This is a genomic window from Anaerolineae bacterium (genome assembly GCA_016931895.1).
GTDB lineage: Bacteria > Chloroflexota > Anaerolineae > 4572-78 > J111 > JAFGNV01.
In genome coordinates this window covers 19,614-41,071 of sequence record JAFGDY010000315.1, presented here as the reverse complement: position 1 = coordinate 41,071, position 21,458 = coordinate 19,614, and the positions used below count along the sequence as shown (strand labels likewise).

Annotated in this window: 17 protein-coding genes; 3 read left to right on the top strand and 14 right to left on the bottom strand. The window is 52.6% G+C overall.

The features are described 5' to 3' along the window. Positions 1 to 63: 63 nt before the first annotated feature. From JW953_24060 to JW953_24035, 6 genes are all read right to left on the bottom strand, one after another. Positions 64 to 735 carry a hypothetical protein gene (locus tag JW953_24060; protein ID MBN1995782.1) on the bottom strand — a complete coding sequence of 224 codons (672 nt, stop codon included), beginning with the start codon at positions 733 to 735 and terminating at the stop codon, positions 64 to 66. A 2-nt stretch (positions 736 to 737) separates the two neighbouring features. Continuing rightward, positions 738 to 1,916, bottom strand: a complete 1,179-nt coding sequence (locus JW953_24055; GenBank protein ID MBN1995781.1) for a LysM peptidoglycan-binding domain-containing protein — start codon at positions 1,914 to 1,916, stop codon at positions 738 to 740. A gap of 87 nt (positions 1,917 to 2,003) precedes the next feature. Further along, a complete protein-coding gene (locus tag JW953_24050; GenBank protein ID MBN1995780.1) occupies positions 2,004 to 3,416 on the bottom strand; it encodes a tyrosine phenol-lyase in 1,413 nt (470 codons plus the stop codon). A 28-nt stretch (positions 3,417 to 3,444) separates the two neighbouring features. Then, the gene (locus JW953_24045) at positions 3,445 to 5,409 is read right to left on the bottom strand and encodes an amidohydrolase family protein (protein ID MBN1995779.1); all 1,965 of its coding nucleotides are present in this window, start codon (positions 5,407 to 5,409) and stop codon (positions 3,445 to 3,447) included. A gap of 253 nt (positions 5,410 to 5,662) precedes the next feature. Then, entirely contained in the window at positions 5,663 to 5,923 is a 261-nt protein-coding gene (locus tag JW953_24040) for a hypothetical protein (protein MBN1995778.1), read from the bottom strand. A 95-nt stretch (positions 5,924 to 6,018) separates the two neighbouring features. Further along, on the bottom strand, positions 6,019 to 6,207 hold the full coding sequence (locus tag JW953_24035; protein MBN1995777.1) for a hypothetical protein: 189 nt from the start codon (positions 6,205 to 6,207) through the stop codon (positions 6,019 to 6,021). A gap of 341 nt (positions 6,208 to 6,548) precedes the next feature. Here JW953_24035 and JW953_24030 point away from each other — a divergent pair, with 341 nt between their 5' ends. The 3 genes from JW953_24030 (at position 6,549) to JW953_24020 (ending at position 13,036) form a co-directional block, all read left to right on the top strand. Further along, the gene (locus JW953_24030) at positions 6,549 to 7,415 is read left to right on the top strand and encodes an FHA domain-containing protein (protein MBN1995776.1); all 867 of its coding nucleotides are present in this window, start codon (positions 6,549 to 6,551) and stop codon (positions 7,413 to 7,415) included. Positions 7,416 to 8,035: 620 nt separating this feature from the next. Next, positions 8,036 to 10,795, top strand: a complete 2,760-nt coding sequence (locus JW953_24025) for a hypothetical protein (protein MBN1995775.1) — start codon at positions 8,036 to 8,038, stop codon at positions 10,793 to 10,795. Positions 10,796 to 11,104: 309 nt separating this feature from the next. Beyond that, positions 11,105 to 13,036, top strand: a complete 1,932-nt coding sequence (locus JW953_24020; protein MBN1995774.1) for a hypothetical protein — start codon at positions 11,105 to 11,107, stop codon at positions 13,034 to 13,036. Positions 13,037 to 13,135: 99 nt separating this feature from the next. On the opposite strand, the gene JW953_24015 is transcribed toward JW953_24020, so the two are convergent. The 8 genes from JW953_24015 to JW953_23980 all read right to left on the bottom strand — a co-directional run bounded on the left by JW953_24015 (position 13,136) and on the right by JW953_23980 (position 21,356). After that, positions 13,136 to 13,360 (bottom strand): DUF2905 domain-containing protein, encoded by a 225-nt coding sequence (locus tag JW953_24015; GenBank protein ID MBN1995773.1) that lies wholly within the window; start codon positions 13,358 to 13,360, stop codon positions 13,136 to 13,138. A 48-nt stretch (positions 13,361 to 13,408) separates the two neighbouring features. Next, positions 13,409 to 14,758, bottom strand: a complete 1,350-nt coding sequence (locus JW953_24010) for a hypothetical protein (GenBank protein MBN1995772.1) — start codon at positions 14,756 to 14,758, stop codon at positions 13,409 to 13,411. After that, positions 14,755 to 16,236, bottom strand: a complete 1,482-nt coding sequence (locus tag JW953_24005; GenBank protein MBN1995771.1) for a hypothetical protein — start codon at positions 16,234 to 16,236, stop codon at positions 14,755 to 14,757. The genes JW953_24010 and JW953_24005 overlap by 4 nt, the downstream gene beginning before the upstream one ends. Before the next feature lie 133 nt (positions 16,237 to 16,369). Further along, the gene (locus tag JW953_24000) at positions 16,370 to 17,101 is read right to left on the bottom strand and encodes a hypothetical protein (GenBank protein ID MBN1995770.1); all 732 of its coding nucleotides are present in this window, start codon (positions 17,099 to 17,101) and stop codon (positions 16,370 to 16,372) included. A gap of 134 nt (positions 17,102 to 17,235) precedes the next feature. Further along, on the bottom strand, positions 17,236 to 18,630 hold the full coding sequence (gene argH, locus JW953_23995) for an argininosuccinate lyase (GenBank protein MBN1995769.1): 1,395 nt from the start codon (positions 18,628 to 18,630) through the stop codon (positions 17,236 to 17,238). A gap of 262 nt (positions 18,631 to 18,892) precedes the next feature. Then, entirely contained in the window at positions 18,893 to 20,179 is a 1,287-nt protein-coding gene (locus tag JW953_23990; protein MBN1995768.1) for an argininosuccinate synthase, read from the bottom strand. 95 nt (positions 20,180 to 20,274) lie between these two features. Beyond that, entirely contained in the window at positions 20,275 to 20,481 is a 207-nt protein-coding gene (locus JW953_23985) for a hypothetical protein (GenBank protein MBN1995767.1), read from the bottom strand. A 14-nt stretch (positions 20,482 to 20,495) separates the two neighbouring features. Further along, positions 20,496 to 21,356, bottom strand: coding sequence for a metal-dependent hydrolase (locus JW953_23980; protein ID MBN1995766.1), 861 nt, complete (start codon positions 21,354 to 21,356; stop codon positions 20,496 to 20,498). Positions 21,357 to 21,458 lie beyond the last annotated feature (102 nt).

The window sequence follows — 21,458 nt, the reverse complement described above, 5'->3', positions numbered from 1 at the left end:
GCACTAAAATTATAACACGAGCATGAACCAGGAGCAAGAGCAATTGGGTTTTCCTTTGGCATATTAGCGGGAGCTTAGAGGCCAGGTTTTGAAGAAGAACCATTCGCCATAGGCCACATCGGCCTGGCCAGGGGGGATGCCCAAATTGGTGATATCGGTGCGGGAGAGGGCATAAAGACAACCGTTGGTGGGGTCTTCTTTTGACCTGATGACTCGCCGGGCCAGAGTCAGGAACTCTTTATTGGGTTCTATATCTGCCCGATAGCCAAAAAAGCCGTGCGAAACCACAGCGTAGGTGTCGCCATAACCGGCGTGCAGCAGGCGGTTTTTGGCAATCCAACCAACCATATAAGCTGCTTCTTTATCGCCGGGCGACTCGCCTTGCATAATCCGGGCCAGGTCTACCACCGATAACTGGGCGGGGTAGAAGGGGATCGGCAGGCCCGGCAGCGAGGTAGGGTGCGGTGTGTAAATACGGGTGGGCTGCTGCCCATCCCAAACCCGGGTAGCCAGGGGCGTAGGTCCAAGTCGTTGTTCGGCTGTAGGAGTCCAGGTGGGCGGCAGCACAAAACCCTGGGTGGCCGCAATTTCAACCAGGGGCGCAGGCAGCGCCATGGAGATAGGCCGGCCTGAAGCAATGATCCAAAGCAAAAAAGCAACCAACCACAAAAAAACAAAAAAAGAAAACAGGCCGGCAAATAGAAAAATCTGTTCTGCCTTGAATTGTTTGGGCATCGTTACCAGTTTGAGCTACAGGCGGCGCAACCTCCAGGCGGCGGCGCAACAGGCGGCGGTCCCGGGGGAGGATAAGGATACCGGGAAGGCGGGGAGAAGGGCGGAAGGGGGATCTCCAGCACGTGGCCTTCCGGCAAAACAGCGGTTTCGGGCAGGCCGTTGGTCCAGGCCAGAAAAGAGACCGGCAAATGACACTGGTCGGCAATGCGGATCAGGGTATCCCCTGCTTTAACCACGTACACATTAGGGCCACCCCCACATTGTTCTGGTATAAAAAGGGCTTGATGGGTAAAGACATAACCCGGTGGGTACAGGTCGTTGACCAGGTTGAGAAAATGGGCATTTACGCCAAATTTTTGGGCAATGCCGTAGAGCGTCTCTCCCTCCTGAACTCGATAGCAGAAGCCTACGGTTGCGCCCGGCGGAATATTGGTGATGGGGGGGATAGGGGTGATGGTAGGGGCGGGCGAGGGGGATATAGTTGGCGTGGCGGTTGGGATAAGGGGGATAGAGGTAGGGGTGGGTGTGTCTATTGCAGGGATAGTGGGTGTAGGCGTGGGTTCACCGGGAATAGGCGTAAACGTAACCGTAAAAGTAGGCGTTGGTTGACCTGCGCCCTCACCAACAATCACCTGGCCCGGTTGGACGTCGGCGGTAATGGGCTGGCCGTTTGGATCCCCCAATTTAACAGTAGGCAGGGTCAGGTTGCTGACGCCTTCCGCTACAGCCTGAAACGTAATGGTGGCCAGCACCCCACTGCCGCTGGCGGGCGGGGAAGGAGCAACCTGGGTGACCACGTACAGAATATTGCCGGTGGTATTGTCGGCTATGTTGCTTTGCACCAGATCAGGCGACAGAAAATCGCCCGGCTGAATCTGGACGCCTTCCTTGGTGGGATCCATATCTTGAATCTGGATGAGGTTGGGATCAAATTGCAAACCAATTTCAAAACCAAACAGGTTGGTTATGTTTGCAACGGTAAGGTCAACGTTTCCCCTCTCGCCCATGTTGAGCTGCTGGGTAGACGGTTGCAGCCCAATAACCGTGTTGGTTTGGGCCACGGCCGGGGGCACAAACGCTTCAATATCGCCGGCTGCATCTTGCGGGCGGGATAAATCGCAGCCGGTCAGTAATAATCCGCCAAAAATAATCAGCAGGTAACACCAGACGAGCCTTACCATAGGACCTCCCTTAAAACACTAGGCTAACTTGAACTTTACATAGTGTATCACAGTTTGAGAAATAGGTAAAGCTTCTGACGTTTTAGCTTATAAACGTTCAAACCGCGCCTGGAAGAAACGGAGATATTTAGGTTCGTAGACCATTTTCAGGCCGCGCGTTTGGGCGCGGGCGTTGTAAACGGCTTTGACCGCCTCGGCGGTGACATCCATGTGAGCCTGGGTGTAAACCCGGCGAGGAATGGTCAGGCGGACCAATTCCAGGGCAGGATAACGATGGTCGCCTGTTTCCGGGTCCCGACCCGCGCTGACAATCCCGCGTTCCATTGAACGAATGCCGGAGTCAAGATAAAGTTCGACGGCCAGGGTTTGGGCCGGAAATTGGTTCTGGGGGAGGTGAGAATAGATGCGTTTGGCGTCTAAAAAGATGGCATGCCCGCCAACCGGCTGCACAATGGGAATCCCCCAGTCGGTCAATAACTCACCAAGATACTGCACCTGGCCAACACGAGCGCGAATATGGTCATCCTGCACAGCTTCAACAATGCCAATGGCCAGCGCCTCCATATCGCGCCCGGCCATGCCCCCATACGTGTGCAGCCCCTCATAAATGACCACCATATTGCGGGCCAGGTCAAAAACTTTTGGGTCATTGACGGCCAGCCAGCCGCCAATATTGACCAGGTGATCCTTTTTGGCGCTCATCCAGGCGCCATCGGTGTAGCTACAAAACTCTTGCAGAATTTCGGCAATGGACCGGCTGGCATATCCTTCTTCACGTTGTTGAATGAAGTAAACGTTCTCCACCATACGGGTTGCGTCCAGGTAGACCCGGATACCGTAGCGGTTGCATAACTCGCGTAGCGCCTTCACATTAGCCATACTCACTGGCTGGCCGCCGGCCATGTTCACCGTGCCGGCCAGGCTCACGTAGGGGATATTTTCAGCGTCCACGCGCTTGATGAGCGCTTCCAGTTTGGCTAAATCAACGTTGCCTTTGAAGGGATGCGGGTTGGCCGGATCGTGGGCTTCGTCAATGATGACGTCAACAAAGGTGCCTCCGGCCAATTCTTGATGCAAACGGGTGGTGGTAAAGTACATGTTGCCGGGGATATAGTGACCGGGTTTGATGAGGGCCTGGCTGATCAGATGCTCGGCACCTCGTCCCTGGTGGGTGGGCACCAGATAGCGATAGCCGTAATAGGTTTGCACGGTTTGTTCCAGGTGATAAAAATTACGACTGCCGGCATAAGCCTCGTCCCCCAACATAAGGCCGGCCCATTGTCGGTCGCTCATGGCGCTGGTGCCGCTGTCGGTGAGCAAGTCAATATAGACATCTTTGGAACGCAGCAGGAAGGTGTTGTAGCCGGCTTCGGCTAAAGCCTGTTGCCGCTCTTCCCGGCTGATGAGGCGGATTGGCTCGACCATTTTGATCTTCCATGGTTCGGCCCAGGAACGACGGCCAAACTGCTGGCCCATGGTTTGCGGGTTTGAGTGAGTCATAGCGTCCTCCTTGACCATAACTTGAACTTCACTCTTGCATCAAGTCTATGTACTCGGCTTTGAGTTGGTTTTCGGTTTTTATCTGAAATTTCTCTAACAGTTCGCCAATGAGTTCGGCCTTGTGCAGGGCATCTTTGGCCGACCAGGTGCGGCTCTTGATTTCCAGATAAACGTTGTCCAGGCCGGCGTCGGATAATTGATCCAGGTTAATGGCAAAATCTGTATTTTTATAATTGATGTGACAGCGGCGGCGGCGCTTAACCACTTCTCGTTCGGCAACAGGTTTGAAGTACTCCCGGTAGAAGCGTAAACTCTGTCGCGCCGAGGCTGTGTAACGGGCGCGGGTGAGCAACACCGAGTTTTCAAACTCTTTTTCACTGGTCGGCCCCATCAGGGTCATTGTGTAAAAGGTTTCCTGTAATTCACCCTGTTCATTTTTTACTTCATCCTCGCGGAAGCGCAGCCGCCCGGCTTCTTTATCTTCAAACAAGAAGTAGGTGTCGTATTGGTCTCTCAGGGAGGGGCGGTAGGTTGAGATGCCGGATTCTGCCAGCACCGCCTTAACGTTGATGAGTTCCGGCAACTTTACTTTGACCTGAATTTCAAATGTTTCCTGGGGAATAAAATCTGTACTGATGGCCAATAGTTTGGAGAGAATATTTCCCTCGCGGGCGGTCAAGAAGGCGTCAATGCGTTTGGCAATTTGTTTGGCTTCGGCAATGATGTTGGCCTCGTTCAGGGTTAGCAGTTTACGCTCTCGCATTAACACTTTGCCATCCACAATCACGTCTCTAACATCGGTGGCTTTGGTAGCGTAAACCAATTGCGAATAGACTGCCTCCGGGTCGCGGGCAAAACGAGGCAGTTGGTGGGTGTGAGCCATGGCGATAACGACAACGTCGGCGCGTTTGCCCGGTTCCAACGAACCCGCCAGGTGGTCAATATGCACGGCGCGAGCGCCTTCACTGGTGGCCAAGGCCCAGGTGGTTTTGGCCGGCAGCAGGGTGGGGTCGCCAAAAACGCCTTTTTGCAAAAAAGCGGCCAGCCTGGTTTCCTCGAACATGTCCAGGTCGTTATTTGAGGCGGGGCCGTCGGTGCCAATGCCCACGTGCAGGCCCAGGTCAACCATTTTTTGAACCGGGGCAGTGCCGCTGGCCAATTTAAGATTACTGCTGGGGCAGTGAGCTACCCCGGCCCGGTGTTGATGCAAAGTGCGCATCTCGTTTTCTTGGAGATGCACGCAGTGGGCGGCAATTACCTTGGCCTCAAACAGGTTGTATGTTTGTAGCCAGGGCACCACGGTGGCGCCATATTGCGCCACGCTGTTTTCTTGTTCCAATGTTGTTTCAGCGATGTGGATGTGCAGGGGCACATCAAATTCGGCGGCCAGCGCCGCACAATTTTGCACCATGTCGGGCGTGGCGGTGTAGGGGGCGTGCGGGCCAACGGCGGGAATAATCAGGGGGTGGCCGCGCCACTCCTCGATGAATTGGCGGCAGTAGGCCAAACTCTGATCGTAATTGCTGGCGTCGGGGGAGGGGAATTTAAGGATGGTTTGGGCCAGCACGGCCCGCATCCCGGCCTCAACTGTGGCGCGAGCCACCTCGGCCTCATTGTAATACATATCGCAAAAAGTGGTCACGCCAGAGCGAATCATCTCGGCGCAGCCCAACAGGGTGCCGGTATAGCAAAAATCAGGCCCTACAAATTCGCGTTCCACCGGCATCATATAGCCATAGAGCCACACGTCTAGCCGCAGGTCATCGGCCAGGCCGCGTAACAGCGTCATGGGAACGTGAGTGTGGGCATTGATTAAACCGGGGCTGATGATACAATCCTGGCAGTCAATTATTTCTGTGGCCTGATAGGCAGACGCAATCTCATTGGCGGGACCAACCGCTACAATAAGATTATCTTTTATTGCGACTGCGCCGGAGGAATACAGGTTCATCTGGCTGTCCATTGTTACCAGGTAACCATTGGTTAAGAGCATATCTACCGGTTGTTTTATCACTTGTTTTCCTGCACTTTCTACGGTCTGGCAAAAGCCCAGAATTTATGAAACGAGCCAGGGCAATACCGGCCGCTGGCTCGTTTAAGGATTTTAATGTTTTGATTTGAAGTTATGAAAATATTAAAGCGCCCCACCTTAAAATCCATGGGGACTCCAACGTAACAAAATTTGTTAGCAGGGTCCAAAAAGGCCTTAACTCTGAACCCTGTCCAGGTAGAGGGCATCTGAATCCCTAAAGGTCTTCATCAAGATCGTCGTCATCCAGAAAGAGGTCTTCATCATCGTCCCAATCCAGTTCCTCCTCCTCCTCATCTTCATCAAACAACTCGTCATCTTCCCACTCTTCTTCGTCTTCCTCCAATTCAACCAGATCATCTAAGACCTCGTAGGTCAAGCAACCCTCTTCTGGATCGTATACGATCTCTTCAGAGATACACGCTTTACTTTCGTTGAAGATGCAGTCAAGCGCTCGACAAATAATTCTAGTAGCCATCGTTCCCTTTCACTATATAAGTTTAGCGTAGATAGAATAAAGATAGCCGTTTATGATTACGGCTGAAGCGATGCACCGCCGGCATATTGCTTCAATTACAAATAAGTGAGATATGCCGAATATAACACACCTATCAGAGAAACGTCAAATAGAGCCAGGATTGTGTAGGCCCACAGCAAATAGGCTGAAACGCCCAACCCGGCGATGGTCAACAAAATCATCAGCCGGTAGAACCAATCAACAATAATCAGTTTGGCAGTTATCAGCCGTAATGCGGCAATCACAATCGCTGCCGGCGAAATAATCGCCCCAACCTTACTCCCCGTTTGGATTTGGTTTTTTAGTTTTGGCCAAATTGTCTCCCCCAAAATCTTGAATAGATTTGTGGTTAAAGTTTAGCTAATTTGGGCCGGTCAGTCAAGTATCTAAACCTCAACTGAAATCTCTCCACTAAATCCTAATTTGTAGTTAAATCATCCCAATCTCCCCAACTTTTGTAAGATAAACCTGTAAAAACTCGTTACTTGCTTGACCTTGATAGTAACCTGAAATAAAATAGTTAGTAGAGGTTGGAGTATATTTTGTTTCCTCCTCAATTCTAATTGATTCTGGGAGGAATAGATCAATGCCGGCTAAAGATAATCCACTTAAGGCGAAAGATTTATTTTTATTGACTCTGAAGGGGTGGGTCACTGTTCAATTTTTGGATGGTGACACGCTTGACGGCGAATTTTTAACTCAAGATGAATTGAATGTTTTTATCCAAGTTGGCGACGAGCCGATAATGATTCCCCGTAGCCAGATAAGATGTCTCAGGGGCAGGCCCGGTCAGTCGGTGGAGCAAGACGACTCTCGGCCTGTATTGTTACAAACGGGTGTGGGCGCGTCTGGGCTGGACGCAAAAGAGATAGACGCGCCCCCTATGGACATTGCCGCTTTAGAAGATACCGATGCCACCCTTGAACTGCCCGACGAAGATGAGGCGGTTGAGGGAATGACAATGGCCCTTGCCGAAGCCGAAGCGGCTGAAGGAACGGCAATGCCTGCCGCAGTTGGCGAATTGGCAGAACCATTGCCAGAAGTTAGCCTGGACTTTGATGATGACGAGGATCCTACCCTGGTGTTTGAAGAAGAACAGGTTGGAGTTGAAGATGACGAAGCCACCTTTGTGCTTCCGGCGGAAAAGGCTGGTGAAATAACAGCCTATTTGGATTGTATTACTGGTCCCCACGCCGGAGAGGTATTCAAATTGGTCGGCGGTATCACCACCATAGGACGCGCCGGTGATAATATTGTTTCTTTGTCCAATGACAAAGAAATCTCTCGTAAGCACAGCAGAATCATTTGTGAATCTGGCCATTTTATCATCGAAGATCAAAATAGTCTGAACGGCACCTTTGTTAATGATGAGCGCATTGAAGGCTCCCGTTACCTGGAAGATGGCGATATTATATTAGTAGGTGTATCCACATTAGTGTATCACGAAAAGTAATTGCCTCACTGTCTGTTATCAACAATTTCCTTTCCGCCAGATTATAATTGTCCCCAATAATGTAATCTTTGTTGGCATTGTTTGTGCCAGGGCTGAATCCCCAGCAAATCCTGATTAGGACTTATTACCCTGTTGTCATTGCCTTAAAATATGTTACAATTGTTAAGTAGTGTTACCTTAAGTGTAACCTAATCAACCCCACCAGTTGGGGGTTGTTCTTTAACAAATTTACACCTGCGTTCAGGGCTATCCGGCAACACGCCAGACCATCAGGACGAGATTTGAATTAGCCAAGTTTCGTCCTGTTTAAAGTATGTGCTTGCCTTTCAACGCCCCCTGTCTTTGGGTCTATCTGTAAAAGACTCAAAGCGCGCAGGGGGCGTTTTTGTTGCTTAAGAAAAGAGTAGGAGGTAATGGCAAAATGGAGGCGCAAACATTCAGTGGAAGAAGCCCGCCAGGCTAGGGGTAATACCTGGGAGGGATTCGGTTGGGCAATAAGATTTAACGCCCGTTTATAGCGCTAAACTGCGATAGGCAGTTACGCTTTTCCTCGTTAGAGGTTTGTTAGCCTGAATTCGGGCTATACGCCTGAATCCAGATAATAGTTAGGAGACGCAAAAATGAGAAATATAATTTTTACTAAACGGTGGTTTATCGTGTTGGGGCTGTTACTGCTTATCGCTTTACCATTTGGCGTGGTTTATGCCCAAGGTGATGGGACGATTATGGTCAACGCCTGTACCGATCAAAACGCGGATGGTGATTGCGACGATGCTGTTGACGGCGTTGTTCCTGCCGGTGTAGAGGCTTGTTTGAACGACGAAACCAATTGTTTGCCTATTCCGGCTACGTTTACCGATCTGGCTCCCGGAAGCTATACCCCCTTTCTGCGTTTCAGCGGAACCAGCCAGGGCTACTACCCTACCACCCCTCGTACTCCTATTGACTTGGCTGAAGGAGAGCAGGCTGAAGTGACTCTAGGCGCCGTTTATCCGGTGCATCCCAAGGGAGTGGCGATACATGCCGGGTTAAATAAGGTTTACGTTGCTTTTCAGGGGCCGGTCATCCTATCAGAAGTTTCAACAAGCGCGGTAACTGAAACGGTTGTAACCAAGCCGTATCCCTTTGTAGCCGTGATTGATGGTGACACTGATGAAGTGCTCCGCACCATTCCCGGCGGGCCGGACGGTATTGGACGTGGCCCCTGGGGCGTGGCTGTGTCCGGCGATAACGTTTACGTGGGCGCTTTTGAAGACGGGTTGGTTTCCGTGATTGACGCCAACACCGATAACGTTATAGCCAATGTTAAACCGGAACGCGATACTTTTGGGCCTACTGCGCCAGACGTTAACCCGCTTACGGGTTGGGTTCACTTTCCGGATTATAAGGACGGGCGGGTGGTAATTATCAATGGCACCGAGATTGTGGCCGAGCCACCTATCGCCAACCAATATGGTTTCAGTCCCTTTGAGCTGGTAGTGGCTAAGAGTTTACAAGGCTACAATTATGTGACCATGCGTGACGCCATTACCGGAGATTACAACAATCCTGGCCCCTTCCAGTTCCGGGGGCTTAATAGCGCCGAACCTTTTGGGTACACGGAACAGAATATTATCCTGCCCTATGGAGACGCTAAACGCCCCAGTGGTTCACCCTATGCCATTGGTCTCTGGCAAGAGGAAGGGATGATTGAGCCGCGGCTGTTCATGACCTATGCCCGTGATACTCGCGCTGACCCGGTCCAGCCCGATTTTATCAACCCCAACAAATTGTTGGTCTATAGCTTTTCGACGATAGACCCCAAGAATGTGTTGCTGCGCAATTCCGATATCAAGGTTGGTGATTATGCCGAAGTTGGTTTGGTTTACAACCCGGCCACGCAGCACATGCTGGGCACCTATGCTGGCTTCCCCTACGTGGATGCCTATGGCGACGAGGCCGTCTGCAACAGCGAAGCGCGGGGCGGGACCTATGCCATCAATTTTGATGGCGGAGTATTGGCCGGTGACGCGCCCGGTGTATGGAAACTCCCCCACACGGTTGTTGGTAATCCGCCGCTGGTGAGCGATAGCCTGCAATGGAAAAATCCCTTTGAAATTGCCATCAATCCCAACAACGGCAAAGTGTACGTTACCGACCGCTGCTGGAATGAATTTCCAGATGGCGGCCAGTCAGGTGGCGGAGCAGTTTTGATTTTTGCCGACGAGGGAACAGGCGAGCCGTCTACGCCTACACCTACACCCACTACTAACCCCACCACTTCACCTACCACTAACCCCACCACCTCACCTACCACTTCACCCACTGCCGAGCCAACTCCCAGTCCGGTTATCCTGGCCTTTGATGGCCCCAGTTCTGCCAATCCGGGCGAGTCTTTCACGGTGGCTGTTGAAGCGCAAGGGGTAGGGGGCGACGGCATTTACGGAGCGCAGTTGGACGTCAACTACGACTCCAGTAAAGTTACAGTCAGTAACTCCCAGGTCAACGCCAATTTACCTTTTGTTGTACTCAATAATGTAGACAATGTGGCCGGTAAAATCACAATGGTGGCCAGCCGCCAGGGTGATGTATCCGGCTTGACCGGTGATGTTGTGCTGCTGACGTTTGAAGTTACTGTGGCCACCGACGCTTCAGGTGAGGTGACGTTTACCTTTGAAAATGAGAAACTGGGTAATCCCGAAGCCACTGCTTTTGACGTAATCCCGCAGAGTTATACTGTCACGATTGGCCCTGAGCCGACCACTTCGCCAACGCCGACCACCGAACCGACAACTGAGCCGACCACTTCACCAACGCCAACCACCGAACCGACAACTGAGCCGACCATTTCACCAACGCCAACCACCGAACCGACAACTGAGCCGACCACTTCACCGACGCCAACCACCGAACCGACGAGTGAGCCGACCACTTCGCCGACGCCGACCACCGAACCGGGAATGGCTACGCTTACAGGACAAGTCAGCCTGTCGGGTCGAGCTAACAACAATTGGTCGGATGCCGTTGTGTCGGTTGATGATAGTGGGCAAAGTTATACCACCGGGGCAACGGGTCAGTTCAGCATTGTGGATGTGACCCCGGGACTGCATACCTCCATCACCGCCGATGCGCCGGGCTACCTGCCGTCCGTTTGTACTGCGCCCACCATAACGGCGCCGGAGACAATCCTGGTTACGGTTGCTCTGAAGAGTGGCGATGTTAATGGTGATAACATTGTAGACATCACCGACGCGACCGCCGTTGGCCTCAGTCTGGGCAATACCGGCCCCGGCCTGCCCACCGACATCAACCGGGATGAGATTGTGGACGTTCTCGACATCATCCTGGTGAGCATCAACTTTGGTGAAGGTGTTCAAACCTGGAATTGTCTAAGCGACTAAAGTCGCCGCGGTCAGGTTTACCGCGACGAAAGTGACCACCAGATCGCCGCGGAAAACGTCGCCAAGATTCTGCCAGGTTAACCCAGACCCTAAAGGTATCCAGGCTCCGGTTCGCCAAAAACCTTTAGGGTCTTCATTTTGGCAAAACCTCCTCGCTGTAAAAGCCGGGAGGTTTTGTTATTTTGGGAACTTGACATAATTGACTAAGGCTTGATTTTATGGTAAGCTGTTTGTAGGAAATTGTGCTTAACCCCACCAACTTCCTCCACTTGGCCTGTTGTGTTTTGTTGTGTAGAACGGAGGATGAAAATGAAACGGACCTTTTTATCAAAGTTAACTTACAAAACGCTGTTTGGTTACAGCCTGGTGATCATTGCGCTGCTTATTGTTGCCGTGCCGGTGTTTGCCACCACCAATCCCGGCCCCAACCTGCTGGATTTCTCTTTCAGCGCTCCAAGCGGCAACTCTGCTCAAGACGCTCGTTCCCTCGGCCAAGGAGTCAATGTAGATCATCTCAACCCCGGCGAAGAGGATTGGTATACCTATACGCGAAACAACTTTGCCGATGCTGAGATCCCTTGGATTTCTCTGGCTTTACGCTACGAGAGCGAGGCGCTCATCAGTCCCACCCAGGTCAACTTTGAGGTGTTGGCCCAAAAACCTGCCGGCTCTTGGTTTCAAAACCCGGCCGATCCGCAAGAAGTAGTGGGGTTAGGGTTACGTTCTCCTTTAAAAACTACCAATCAAAGCCTGGCCGAGTCTTTTTGGACAGGCAGTGTGGCCGAACAAGAGCGCTACTATGTGCGTGTTTTTAATGATTCCCCCTTTGCTCTGGATTATGCCCTGGAAGCTAAAGCGGAACAACCGGCTTTGTCTCGGGCCGTGCCGGCCAGCTTTAAGACAACCATTGGCAATGCCGAGGCCCTCAATACGCGCCAACTGGCCTGGACCCTGACCGCCATGGCCGTAGACAATATGACGGCCGACCAGGCCTCTATTTGGATGCAAGAAGCCCAGGCCGTGGGCTGGATTGTTACGGCAGATACGCTGCCGGAAGCCATCCCCGATCCCCACGAAGCCGATCCTCAAATGTTATGGACGTTGATTGCGCAAGCTATCGAAGGCCAGGAAGCTCAATCGGCGGCCCAATGGCTCATTCAAGCCGACTCGTTGGGCTGGCTGGCTATTCCGCCGCAAACGGTTAAAAATCCTGAGTTGCGCACCGATGATGACAATACTGGGGATGACGAGGATGACGGCTCAACCACAACCCTTGCCGAACCGATCCAACCCGAGGTAGATTATACGCCGGTGAATATCTATCCCAATAATCCTCTGGAACTTGACCTGAACAATGTAAACAGCGGCCGGCTGGCTCCTCATGGCGAACACTGGTATTCGCTGCGGCGAGATGATTTGGATGAAGATTTGATTGAGGATATGGCGTTGACCATGTTCTTTACTCCCCGCACCGGCTACACGAGTCACTACGTTAATTTTGAATTATTCCCGGCCAGCCAATATCATGTGTGGGAGCGGGGCGATGCCGACTATATGGCCCACTTTGGCGATGGCGCGTGGGTTTCCAGAGATGAGGATCCCAATACCGGCGAGCGCCTTTGGTCCGGTTCGTTGGTTGATGGCGATCGTTATCTCATTAAAGTCACCAACGGCACTGTGGATGTAATAGACTATTACTTGTTCCCGGATGATGTGGAAAATGCCGAATTGGGCAATCCTACCCTTCACCAGGCCGACGATACTGCCGGGCGCGTGTCCCAACCGGAAGCTTCGCCGCCCACCCGCCCGATGCAGCCGCCGGTCCCCGGTGAATCCCCTCCCGAATCTATCCCGCTCAAAATTGGCACCACCAAAGGCACGTTGGACGCCGGTGAGGAAATTTGGTACGAATTTTACTATCGAGATTCCTACAACGACACCACACCCCAACATGATTTCATCTTTTACCTGACCAACACCCCTTTGGACGACATCCGCGCCCGCCACGCCGATTTTGCCATATATCCCGCCGACCAACTGCAAATTTGGACACGCGGCACAACAGACGAACTTGAACCATTAGGTACCAGCGCTACCTCTCCCAACGAGACCAAAGATGTAAAAAGTCTACAGGTATTGTGGCGGGGCCAATTGATGGAAGAACACACTTATTACGTTAAAATATACAATCACGATATTGGACCCCTTGAATACGAGCTTGAAATACAAGGCGGGCCGTAAAAGGCAGGCTGCCGCAAGAATCACAAGAACCCCCATTAAACGATAGTGGGGGTTCTTGTGTTGGCAACTTTGAACGGTCAACTAACTTTGAACGGTCAACTATTTAAAGAGCCTGGCCAAAACAGAGAGGATAATACTAAGCACAAGGCTAATGATGAGCATACTGGTGAGGGGAGCATAGAAGCGAAATCCTGGCCGCTCGCCCCGGATGTCACCGGGGAGATAGCCAAACCAACTGAATTTATCGGCAAAAAACCATAGCCCCAGGCCAAGAACCACCAGCAACACGCCTATGGCAACGATGATTTTCCCTACGCTTGCCATATCCTCTTTATCGAGCAATCAAACACTTTTCCGGTTAGCATTTTAGCATCACGGCGTAAAGTACCGCCTAATGACTTCCCGTTTTTCCCAGGGATAGATCAAGGGATCGCGGCCCAGTTGTTGGGCCGGCGCGTCGAGGGGCTGGCGGGTGAAGGGAGCATCTTCGGCTTCGGCATCACCGGCTTCGGCGTCAGGATCGGCCTCTTGCACCACGCTTTCTTCGGATTCGGCCTCGCTTTCCAACTCCAAAGGGTCGCCTTCCATAGCCAGGCGTTCTTCTTCGGTGGGCTGTTCGTCTTGCTCTGTTTCACTCTCAATGGGGTTGTCATCCATTGTGTCGTCTTGCGGAGAAGCGGGGCTTTGTTCGGTTTGTAGGGGATCGGGCGCGGGAATATTTTCCTCGGCCACTTCTTTGTACTCGGCCACTTCAGCCGGCGAATCTTCAATTTCCTCCAAAACCCGGGCTAGCTCTTCCAGAGACTGGCCGGCTTGCAGCAGGTCGTCATTGTCCAGGGCGGCGCTGCCGGCTTGCAGGGGATCGGTGATGCTGGGAGCAATGTTGCCAATTTTGTCGGCCGCTTCCTGTAATAGATTGCTCAACTCGGCCCGCGCTTCTGGTGAGAGGTTATCCAATTGATCGGCCAGGCGGCGCAAATTTTGAGCGGCCCGCTCCAGGTCATTATCGTCAATGGCTTCGGCAATGGAATGGGTGACGGCATGGTCGCGCAATACGTCGGCCAAAATTCGCAGGGCGGTTTGAAAATCCTCTTCGTGCATCGGGTCTGTTTGCACGTCTTCCGGGGCAATGGATTGAGCCAGCGGCGGATTTTCCGAAGGCAGCACCTCGCTGGCGCTTGGTTCTTTCCAGGTGGCGGGCAGGTCGGTTGGATTGACCTGCGGAATCCGTGGCGCCAGGGAGTCAATCATCAGTAGGGCGCCCAGTATCGCGGCAACGGCAATAAGGGCTTGTATTTCCACCCACAGGGTCCGGTTGACAAGAGGCACCCCCCGGCGCAGGGTGGCAGTGATTTCTTCGGTTTCCTGTAAAAGATGCTGCTCCACCGGATTGTGGGTTTGGGGCGTATCACTTATTTCAAGGGCCGTGGTTAAACGGGTTTGCAGTTCCAGGCGATCATCCAAACGGCACGCAATGCGTTTGCGGCTAATGGGGCGGCTAGACCAGAGCAAAGAAAGTAAGACAATGAGGAGCATGGGCAGCGTCCAATAATACCAGCGCACTTCCCAGTTTAGCCACAGGTAACCGGCCATAAAAATGGTGGGGACGAGCAGGGCTAACCAGGCGGCGCGGATCACCCAGTGGGCGGCCCGGCGTAACCAAAAGGCGGTTTGAAGTTGTTGCAAGGATTTTAAGAAGAGAGGTTGGGTTTCGGCGGTCATGTCAATTCTACCTCAAGGGGAGTGGCACTCAGGCGATTGAAGAGCCGGCGCAGGCCGTTGAACAGTAAAATGGCAATGCCTACGGTCACCAAGGCGTAAGCCAGCATCCGCTGGCGTTGAGCCGATTGTTGCAACAGTTCAATGCCATGTTGGGCGGCGGTTTGATTACCTAGGGATTGCAGCAAAACGGTGGCCTGGTAGATTTCACGTTCTGCTTCAAAAAAGCGCAACGTGTTCAGCATTGCCTCACCCTGGCTCAATTGGTCGAGCGCCTCCAGGCCAATGTTGGCCCGGTGGATGTGATTTTGAATTTCGGGGATACGCTCTAGGTACCCTAGTTGTTGGTAAGCAGCAATGGCGGCGTGGCCCAGTTCAATAGCCTGGACGTAATTACCGGCCTGGATGGCCGCCCGAGACTGGTCGGCAAAGGCGGCGGCGCTGTGGCCTTGATGAATACGGGTCAGGAGGGACTCGGCTGCGGCCAGCGTGTCGGTTTGCTCCGTTGTTTGGAGTAAAGTGATGATGGCGCTTAGTTCAGTTTCGGCATCGGTATAGGCGCCTTTATTGACCAATTCGATGACCCGGCTCAAGTCGTAAGCGTAAATTGCGTTGATCTGCCAGCGTCCATCAAAATATTGGGGCAGATAATCCAGCCATTCGGCTTCCAATTCATCAGCCGGGATGTTGTAGGCAGACTCCAGGGCGCTGCGATAACCAGGCTCGTTGGCCGTTGTTTTGATGAAGGTTATAAAATTGGCCAGGCCGTAGCGGTCAATCAAAAAGGAAACCATAGAGAACGCCTGGGGATAAGCTACCTGGGGGTCGCCATAAAATTTTTGCGCGTCGTCCAATTCGGCCCAGGTTAAGAGGCGTTGCTGCTCATAAGCCTGGCGCAGTAAATCTTGTTTTTTTTCGGTTTTTTCGTTTGGCTTTTCCAGATACTGGGCAATACCTTCCTGAAAGCCGGTGTTGAGTTTGCCGTTTGATAGCGCGGAAGCAAAAAGATGGGTGATTTCGTGGCGGATGTTGTTGGTCAGGTCTTCCTCGGCCCAACCCTCGGTGCGGGGCAAGGCCAGGGCTATTTCTTCTGTATCGTTCATGGAGTGGGCCACCACCCCGCCCGACTCCCTGGCCAGGGGATTGACCTGAAAGTAGCTCTCTTCGGTGGGGAAGAGGCGCAGGTTAAGGGGTGTTTGCAATTCAATGTTGAAAACAGCAGCCAAGTCGGTGTAGATTTCATCAACAAGGGTAGCGTAGTATTCGGCGGGAGCAAGGCCGCAGGCGGGGCAATCCACCGGCTGTCCTTCTAGTGTGACGCCCTGGGCGTAAACAATGATGAATTTTTCGGTGGGTAGTTCTTGCCAGTCAAGCGTGGGCAGCGGACCTTCTGGTGGGTCTTGGGCGTAGGCCGGGCCGGTCAACCACAGCCCGAGCGCGGCCAGGCATAACAGAGGTAAAAACTTCTTGAACAAGGTCATTCTTCCTTCTCGATGTGACCGTAAGGGTCAAACAATAAAAAAGGGGAGATATTTTCATTTTTCCCCTTTCGTAACCATTGGTATTATACCAGAGAGTGAAAAATATAAAACTTGGCGGCTGAGAAATTTATGGTTATGATCGCCCCAGTTTGACCTCTTCCAGGGCTTCCAGATGGTCTTGTAGGGTACGTACTTCTTCATTCACTTCAGCCGACAGGCGACTATAATCGGCCACATGGTCGGTAGATTGGCTGGTGAGTAGCTGCGAATAGATAGTGCCCAGGGAGGCAAGGGTGCTCTCGATTTTTATCTCAGCCTGCCGCATGGTGTTTTGCAGCCGTTGCAGGGTGACGAGTTGGTTTTTACGGTTGGCCAGGGTGCGGGCCAGTTCGGCGCGAAGGGTTTCGTCTGTTTCACCCGCCAGTTGAGCCTCCAGTTTTTCAATGGAGTCGGGAACCGTTTCCAAATCCTGGCGAATGACGCGGTTTTGTTGAAAGCGGTCAATCCGGGTAGCCATCTCCTCGATAGCTTGGGTCCACTCCTGAATCTGGTTTGATAAATCTTGCAGCCGGGCCTGGCTGTGCGGGTCGGCAGTGGCCTGGATATAGGCTTCGATTTGTTCTTTGTAAATGCGGGCTTTGTCCAGATGAGCCTGAATGGCCGGGCTAACTTGATGTTTTTGGGTGCGGGCCGGTTCTACCGCGGCCGGTTGCTCCCTGGATTCTTGCCTGGCCTCTTCTTCCCCAGCTTCTTCTTCCTCATCTTCTTCTTCGCCCAGCAGGAGGTTGGCCGCATCTTGGATCATGGGCAAGCCCATAATGAAGAAGGCAGGGATCAAAAACCAGGGCCAAAACTCACCCGACATGATTCCTGTAAACAGGTTGATGGCCGCTAGCATAATAACGACGTTAATTTGGCCGCGGTATTTTTTTAAAAAACGATGCCAGTCTGGTCTGTGATGTTGTCTCATAAAACGGGCTCTGTTTGGTCTATGTCTGTTCATGTCGCCTTCACTTTTGTTTTTGTTTCTACTAGCTCCCGCAGTGAAGTAAGCTGCTCGCGTACGGCAGCCTCACCCGTGCCGCCGGGAATCGCGCGTCGGTCGGCGGCATGTTTGAACGTGAGCCACTCGTAGACCTCATGGTCAAAAAGTTGGCTGAATTGTTGATAGGCGGTCAAGGGAAATGAGTCAAGCGATTGTTCCAGGGCGAGGGCCTGCTGTACAATTTGGCCTACCAGGTGATGCGCCTCGCGGAAGGACATCCCTTTGCCGGCCAGGTAATCGGCCAGTTCCGTGGCCAGCATGGTGCTGTCCATCGCTTCGTAGATGCGGGCCTCATTGACTTTGAGGGTGGCAATGACGCCCGTGGCAATGGGCAGAGTCATGTTGAGCGTATCCACTGTATCAAAGAGAAGTTCTTTGTCTTCCTGTAGATCTTTGTTGTAGGTTGAGGGCATGCCTTTGAGCATGGTCAGCAGGCCGGTCAACGCGCCAACCACCCGCCCAGTTTTGCCCCGGATTAGTTCCAGCGAGTCGGGATTCTTTTTCTGGGGCATAATGCTGGAGCCGGTGGCGTAGGCATCGTCAATCTCCACAAAGCCAAATTCCTGGCTGCTGTAGATGATCAAATCCTCGGCCAATCGGCTAAGATGGATTTGCAGCAGGCCGGCCCAACTGAGGAATTCCACCAGGTAATCCCGGTCGCCCACGGCGTCCATGCTATTAGCCGAGATGGCGGCAAAGCCCAGCTCAGCGGCCAGAAATTGGCGGTCAAGGGCAAAGGGATTGCCGGCCAGGGCGGCGCTGCCCAGGGGCAGCACGTCCACCCGGCAGGTCAGGTCGTCCAGCCGTTCTTTATCGCGTTGCAGCATCCAGGCGTAGCTGAGCAGCCAGTGAGACAGGCGCACCGGTTGAGCCTGCTGTAAATGGGTGTAACCGGGCATAATCACATCAATGTGTTCATCGGCTTTGGCCAGAATAGCCTGTTGTAGATTGGTCAGATGGGTTCGGAGCGCGACGATTTGCCGTTTCAACCACAGCCGGGTATCGGTAGCCACCTGGTCGTTGCGCGATCGCCCCGTGTGCAGCTTACCCGCCGCCTCGCCAACCAACTCTTTAAGGCGGCGTTCTACCGCGGTGTGGATGTCCTCGTCGCCGTCTTTTAACACAAAACGATCCTGGGAAAATTCGGCTCGAATTTGCGCCAATCCATTTTGTAGTGCGTCGGCTTCGGCCTGGGTAATAACTCCGGCGCGGGCCAATGCTCTGGCATAGGCCACGCTGCCGTCTAGGTCGGCTTCCCAAAGGCGAAGGTCAAAATAGATACTGTCTTGAAATTGGCGCATGAGCGCGTTGGTAACGCCGCTAAAGCGGCCTCCCCAGAGTTGGGTCATTTGAGTCTCAAATCCAGTAAAAAATTCGGAATGGTTCATAAAACACAAGAATTAATTTTACACTTTCGACGAACGACCAATGACCAACGACAAGAAAATGGCGGACATCCGGCTATTTTTGTTCGTCAATGGTCGTTTGTCGTTCGTCAGGTGAAAAAGCGTCAACAGAGTTATGAATCATCCCAAAATTTCAAAGCTATACCGCGCATGTTTACTCCTGCGTCATGGCGGTTTTGTATTTGTATTTGAGAGGCGCAAAAGGTTAATCTCGTTTGAACTTGCTGTAATCCGGCTCCTCATACAGGCCACGCCTGACCCCCTCGATGTCCAGCATGGCTTCTACTTTCATAGGCAGGCCAAAGAGTTTGATGAAACCTTCCGCATCTTTTTGGTCGTAAACATCTTCTTCGCCAAAGGTGGCAAAATCTTCGCGGTAGAGGCTGTAGGGCGACCGGCGCCCGGCCAGGATGACGCTTCCTTTGTACAGTTTTAGGCGGACGGTGCCGGTCATATTGCGCTGGGTGGCGTTGACAAAAGCGTCAAACGCTTCCCGCAGGGGTGTATACCATTGGCCGTTGTAAACCAGCTCCGCGTATTTGAGGGCAATTTGTTGTTTGTAATGGAGTGTTTCTTTGTCCAGGCACAACTGCTCCAGGGCTTGATGCGCTTCCAACAAAATGGTGCCGCCGGGGGTTTCGTACACGCCCCGGCTTTTCATCCCCACCAGCCGATTTTCGACAATGTCAACCCGGCCAATACCGTGCCGCCCGCCGAGTTGGTTCAATTTACCCAGCAAGCTGATTGGCCCCATGGCCACGCCGTCAATCTTTTTGAGAACGCCTTCTTGAAAATCAAGCTCCACGTATTCTGGCTGATCAGGCGCATCTTCCGGCTCAACGGTGAGTTGGTACATCTCTTGCTCCGGCTCTTGCCAGGGGTCTTCCAGGATACCGCCTTCGTGGCTGATGTGCCAGATGTTGCGGTCCCGGCTATAGATGGATTTGCCAGTAGCTGCCACCGGCACGTTGTACTCAACGGCGTAATCCAGGGCGTCCTCTCGAGAAACAATATTCCACTCGCGCCAGGGGGCGATGACGTGCAGTTTGGGGTTGAGGGCCTGATAGGTCAATTCAAAGCGCACTTGGTCGTTTCCCTTGCCGGTGGCCCCGTGGCTCACCGCATCGGCTCCCTCGAGGGCGGCAATTTCAACCTGCCGCCGGGCAATGAGCGGCCGAGCAAAGCTGGTGCCCAGCAGATATTTGCGCTCATACACCGCGCCGGCTCGCACGGTGGGGAAAATGTATTGGGTGATGAACTCTTCCCGCAGGTCTTCCACGTAGCACTTGCCGGCGCCGGAGGCCAGAGCTTTTTCTTCCAGGCCGTCCAGTTCTTCGGCCTGGCCCAGGTTGGCGCACATACAGATGACCTCGCAGCCGTAATTGTTTTTTAGCCAGGGCACAATAATGCTGGTATCCAATCCGCCAGAATAGGCCAGCACTACTTTTTTTATTTGAGGGGCGATTTTTTGTTCTTTTTGATTTTTAGCCATTTTTTCTCCAGGGGGTTCAAATTAGAAATTAGAAATTGAAAGCAGGCTGTGGACTCCGCTTTCAATTTCTAATTCTTATTTTCTATTTTGTTTTGCTATAACTTACGGCGCAGGTTGTCCATTCGCCGCACCAGGAGGGCGGCTAAACTGGTCAAACCCAGCAACTCCTTGCCCGTAATGGGTTCATCAACGTTTTCATCCGAAGGGGCGGTGAGCAACAGGTAAGCGGTTCCGGCTCCCAGCACCGCGCCAATGAGCGCGCCAATCAAAATACTACGTTTAAGTTTTTTTTCCAGGTTCATAAAAATTACTCCCCTCAAGTTTGAGTTTTACCCGACCGCGGCCACAAGTTATGCCAGCCAAGGATTTTCAAATCTCTAAAATCAAACATCAAAAACCCAAAAGCAACGATAGCGGCTAAAGACAAAATTACATCCGAAAAACCTTGATGCCGGATTAAGGTGGTGGGATGAATCACCCCATCCTGGTAAATCCCCCGCACGCTTAACCATTCTCCTTTGGCAAAGGTGGGGGGAGTGTCCAGGACAAATGGAGTGTCGAATTCTTCAATGGTCAACGGTTCAGCCACAATCACCTCGCTAAAGCATAGTTCAACGCTCTGCCCTTCAAAAGCGGGTGGATTGAGGACAAAGCCCAAAAAGTAGGCGTTGCGCTCAATCATCCATTCTCGAAAAAACAAAGGCAGGATCAGGGCCATGATGAGCAGAGCCGCAGCGCCCTCTACTCGCTTGCGGGTTAGTTGCAGCGAAATCGCCGGCGGGCGTTGGCGTTGGCTCAAGGCAATCCCTATGGCCAGGGCCGAAACAATCAACAGAAATGTGGCAAAACCACCTTCACTATTCCAGCCGTTTAGCGGCTTGCCAAAATAAAATGGATAAAAGGTGGTGCTGCCGCATCCCACCCAGCCTTCCAGATCGTCCAGCAACAAATGAGCAATTGCGCCGGCCAGAATCAGGACAAAAGCGCGGCAACAGTTTTTTCCTGCTGCTGGCATAAGCAGGGCTATTGTTCCGGCCAGGAGGGCCACGATGAGCAGGCTGTGAAACGGGATGAAGTAGGTGAAGGTGGAGATCGCCGGCCAATCCAGCACATCAACCAAGATAATGGTGAAGCGGGTAGCATCCGGCAGAAGTGCGCCTAATAATAGGTAACGCACATCCACCCATCGCCTTAAACCCGGATTCAAGCGCAGGGTAGTGTGCGTGGCAAGATAAGTTGTCCCAAGATGTGTCACCCAATCTGGCAAGTTGAAATATTA

Bases quoted from the DNA above. Each gene is read 5' to 3' on its own strand.
- JW953_24045 (MBN1995779.1), bottom strand. From the start codon at position 5,409: ATGCTCTTAACCAATGGTTACCTGGTAACAATGGACAGCCAGATGAAC.
- JW953_23990 (MBN1995768.1), bottom strand. From the start codon at position 20,179: ATGGCTAAAAATCAAAAAGAACAAAAAATCGCCCCTCAAATAAAAAAA.
- JW953_24055 (MBN1995781.1), bottom strand. From the start codon at position 1,916: ATGGTAAGGCTCGTCTGGTGTTACCTGCTGATTATTTTTGGCGGATTA.
- argH (MBN1995769.1), bottom strand. From the start codon at position 18,630: ATGACCCAACTCTGGGGAGGCCGCTTTAGCGGCGTTACCAACGCGCTC.
- JW953_24025 (MBN1995775.1), top strand. From the start codon at position 8,036: ATGAGAAATATAATTTTTACTAAACGGTGGTTTATCGTGTTGGGGCTG.
- JW953_24040 (MBN1995778.1), bottom strand. From the start codon at position 5,923: ATGGCTACTAGAATTATTTGTCGAGCGCTTGACTGCATCTTCAACGAA.
- JW953_23985 (MBN1995767.1), bottom strand. From the start codon at position 20,481: ATGAACCTGGAAAAAAAACTTAAACGTAGTATTTTGATTGGCGCGCTC.
- JW953_24060 (MBN1995782.1), bottom strand. From the start codon at position 735: ATGCCCAAACAATTCAAGGCAGAACAGATTTTTCTATTTGCCGGCCTG.
- JW953_24050 (MBN1995780.1), bottom strand. From the start codon at position 3,416: ATGACTCACTCAAACCCGCAAACCATGGGCCAGCAGTTTGGCCGTCGT.
- JW953_24010 (MBN1995772.1), bottom strand. From the start codon at position 14,758: ATGACCGCCGAAACCCAACCTCTCTTCTTAAAATCCTTGCAACAACTT.
- JW953_24000 (MBN1995770.1), bottom strand. From the start codon at position 17,101: ATGTCGGGTGAGTTTTGGCCCTGGTTTTTGATCCCTGCCTTCTTCATT.
- JW953_24030 (MBN1995776.1), top strand. From the start codon at position 6,549: ATGCCGGCTAAAGATAATCCACTTAAGGCGAAAGATTTATTTTTATTG.
- JW953_24015 (MBN1995773.1), bottom strand. From the start codon at position 13,360: ATGGCAAGCGTAGGGAAAATCATCGTTGCCATAGGCGTGTTGCTGGTG.
- JW953_24020 (MBN1995774.1), top strand. From the start codon at position 11,105: ATGAAACGGACCTTTTTATCAAAGTTAACTTACAAAACGCTGTTTGGT.
- JW953_24005 (MBN1995771.1), bottom strand. From the start codon at position 16,236: ATGACCTTGTTCAAGAAGTTTTTACCTCTGTTATGCCTGGCCGCGCTC.